Genomic DNA, 316 nt, shown 5'->3' with positions numbered 1-316 from the left:
CACCTCCGACTCGCGGGCGAATCGCGAGTCCACGCCCCGCGCGCCCACGTGGTCCCACCAGATCACGGCCTTGCGCTCGAAGCTCTCGTGGTTGTCGCGCTCGGGGGTGCCGATGTCGTGGCCGGCACAGAAGTGCTTGCCGTTGCCGCCCAGGACGATCGCCTTGACGGCGTCGTCGTCGACGGCGCGGATGAAGGCGGCGTCGAGCGCGTAGGTGACCTTGGAGTTCTGCGCGTTGCCGTACTGGGGGCGGTTCAAGCGGATGATCGCGGTGGAGCCGCGCACCTCGTATGTGACCACCGCGTCGGCCGATTCG

At 69.0% G+C, this 316-nt stretch carries 1 protein-coding gene; it reads right to left on the bottom strand.

Going from position 1 to position 316, the window contains the following annotated elements:
* On the bottom strand, positions 1–316 hold a 316-nt coding region (locus tag KI686_RS17555; RefSeq protein ID WP_237590357.1), incomplete at both ends, for an enoyl-CoA hydratase-related protein.

It is taken from the genome of Polaribacter sargassicola (assembly GCF_021991835.1).
In the GTDB taxonomy this organism is placed as follows: Bacteria; Bacteroidota; Bacteroidia; order Flavobacteriales; family Flavobacteriaceae; genus Polaribacter; species Polaribacter sargassicola.
This window is presented reverse-complemented; position numbering and strand designations above follow the sequence as displayed.